The following is a 2,148-nucleotide window of genomic DNA, read 5'->3' on the forward strand; positions in this document are numbered from 1 at the left end:
AGATTCCGTTACTGGATAAGTACCCAAAAGCCTGGTCTGTGACACCTAAATCTCTGGGGTGGTGTTGCTTGAATAGGAGGCCGGTGGTTATGCGGTTGTTAATCGGTTGATTGGCGGGCCGGTTGGTTGATGGGCTTAATCTCTGGGATGTCGGTTGAATAGAGAGGCCGGTGGGTTTGGAATTGTGACCTGGTGGCCGGTGGCCGGTGGCTAATACTCTCGTTTATGTTGCGGCTGTTGGTTTGTGGCCGGTGGCTGATGGTACTGGTTAATGGCCGGTGGTTATGTGGCTTTTAGTCTGCTGAATCTGGGGCCGGTTGAATAGGAGGGGCCAGTTGTTCTGGGATTGTTGCTCGGTAGCCTCTTGCCGGTAGTAGATGCCTGGTTGTCGCTGACAGGGGAGGCGGAGGCTGATGGCTACTGTGCGCTCTTGTCGGCGTGGTGAATATTCGGTGGTTGATTACGGTTTGTGGGGGCCGATTATTGTAAGATTGTTAGCCTATTAACAGCAGATTTGCTAATTTCCGTGAGTACCTTTTTTTAGTTCGTGTAGATAAACTGAGGAGGTCATAGATGAGCTCACAGCAAATCCTTGGTATTGCCACACCGGCTTCTGAAATTGAAATTGATGGCTCCCTAGTTCACTCTCTTCTAACCTCACAACATCCTGACAACCGCACATTTACCACTCCACCTAGTAGATGCAGGTTGGGATAATGTCATATTTCGACTAGGTGAGCAGTTGTCTGTCCGTCTGCCTCGTCGCCAACTTGCTGCCACTTTCATTGAACATGAGCAAAATTGGCTCCCCCAATTGCCAACTCTTCCGATTCCGATTCCCCTCCCTTACAGATTAGGTCTTCCAGGCCAAGGCTATCCCTGGAAATGGAGTGTTGTTTCTTGGTTTAGCGGGGTAACTGCTGACCGGCAAGAATTGAATCACAATCAAGCACAACGATTTGCGGCATTTTTGCGAGCGCTGCATACTCCTGCACCACCGAATGCCCCCTCCAACCCATTCAGAGGTGTACCGCTAGACCATCAAGTCACGCTTTTTGAAGAACGAATACAGCGCTCAAAACAAGTACAGAGGTTCTGGCAGTTCCTGTCTACCTTGATTAGTCCAGCGATTCAACAGGTTTGGAAGCAAGCATTAGATGTGCCAATCGATGTAGCACCAACCTGGATACATGGCGATCTTCACCCCCGCAATGTATTGGTTGAGAATGGCGTGCTCACAGGCGTTATAGATTGGGGAAATATCACAGCGGGTGATCCTGCAACAGATTTGGCTGCAATTTGGATGCTTTTCTCTGAGCCACAAACCCGTCAAAAAGTCGCTTTAGAATACCATACTTCCAACAAAACCCTCCTGCGAGCTAAAGGATGGGCGATATATTTTGGTGTTGTGCTACTAGGTATAGGATTAATTGGTAGCCCACAATACGCTGCGATTGGCCTGAAGATATTGCAACGTATTGGTGAGGATGCTTCATTATTTACTGAATAGTTACCTAGAAAGCCGGTCTGTGACACCGGAATCTCTGGGATGGTGTTGCTTTAATAGGGGCCGCTGGTTATGCGGTTGTTAATCGGTTGATTAATGAGTCGGTTGGTTCTGGGGCTGAATCTATGAGGTGTCGGTAGAATAGAGGGCCGGTGGTTCTGGGATTATTGCCCGGTAGCCGGTGGCCGGTGGCCGGTGACTGAGTTTGTGTTGCTCGTGATGGTTTATTGCCAGTGAGCAGAGATATTCTACGCCTTAAGTATGTACTAGCCTGGGCGTAAGATTCCTTAAGAAAACTTTACGATGAATGGCTCTAGCAATTTCTTCAGACATCCATATCGGTTCATTCCCCCTCGCTAATTCTCGTAAAGCATTTTTATACTTTTCACTAATCACTTGATAAGCTGCCATTGCCTTATCAAAATCAGACGCTTCAGAGGTTACAGAGTTATCCGATTCAGTTTTCTGTCCTCTTTGGGTGAGAGTCTGTAAAAATACCAGAGCTTCTGCCAACAGTTCATCTGGTAATTCAGTGGCTAATTTAACGACTTCTTGACGGATTTCTTGAGGCATATTGTTTGTCTAAAATCTTGTGATTTATCAAAAATTAAGTCTGACTTTATAGTTTAACTTATTTATCC

The 2,148-nt window shown here is 46.9% G+C and carries 3 protein-coding genes; 2 read left to right on the plus strand and 1 reads right to left on the minus strand.

Annotated elements, in window-relative coordinates; all coding sequences use genetic code 11:
* Positions 1-573 precede the first annotated feature (573 nt).
* Both NG798_RS27475 and NG798_RS27480 read left to right on the plus strand, forming a co-directional pair.
* Positions 574-717, plus strand: coding sequence for a hypothetical protein (locus NG798_RS27475; RefSeq protein ID WP_261226900.1), 144 nt, complete (start codon positions 574-576; stop codon positions 715-717).
* A gap of 25 nt (positions 718-742) precedes the next feature.
* The gene (locus NG798_RS27480; protein WP_261226901.1) at positions 743-1,510 is read left to right on the plus strand and encodes a phosphotransferase; all 768 of its coding nucleotides are present in this window, start codon (positions 743-745) and stop codon (positions 1,508-1,510) included.
* Positions 1,511-1,762: 252 nt separating this feature from the next.
* Here the strand turns inward: NG798_RS27480 and NG798_RS27485 are convergent, their stop codons facing one another.
* Positions 1,763-2,080 (minus strand): hypothetical protein, encoded by a 318-nt coding sequence (locus NG798_RS27485; protein WP_261226902.1) that lies wholly within the window; start codon positions 2,078-2,080, stop codon positions 1,763-1,765.
* Between the last annotated feature and the right edge of the window lie 68 nt (positions 2,081-2,148).

Source organism: Ancylothrix sp. D3o, assembly GCF_025370775.1.
Lineage (GTDB): Bacteria > Cyanobacteriota > Cyanobacteriia > Cyanobacteriales > Oscillatoriaceae > Ancylothrix.

Coding starts and splice junctions, on each gene's coding strand:
- NG798_RS27485 (WP_261226902.1), bottom strand. CDS start 2,080: ATGCCTCAAGAAATCCGTCAAGAAGTCGTTAAATTAGCCACTGAATTA.
- NG798_RS27475 (WP_261226900.1), top strand. CDS start 574: ATGAGCTCACAGCAAATCCTTGGTATTGCCACACCGGCTTCTGAAATT.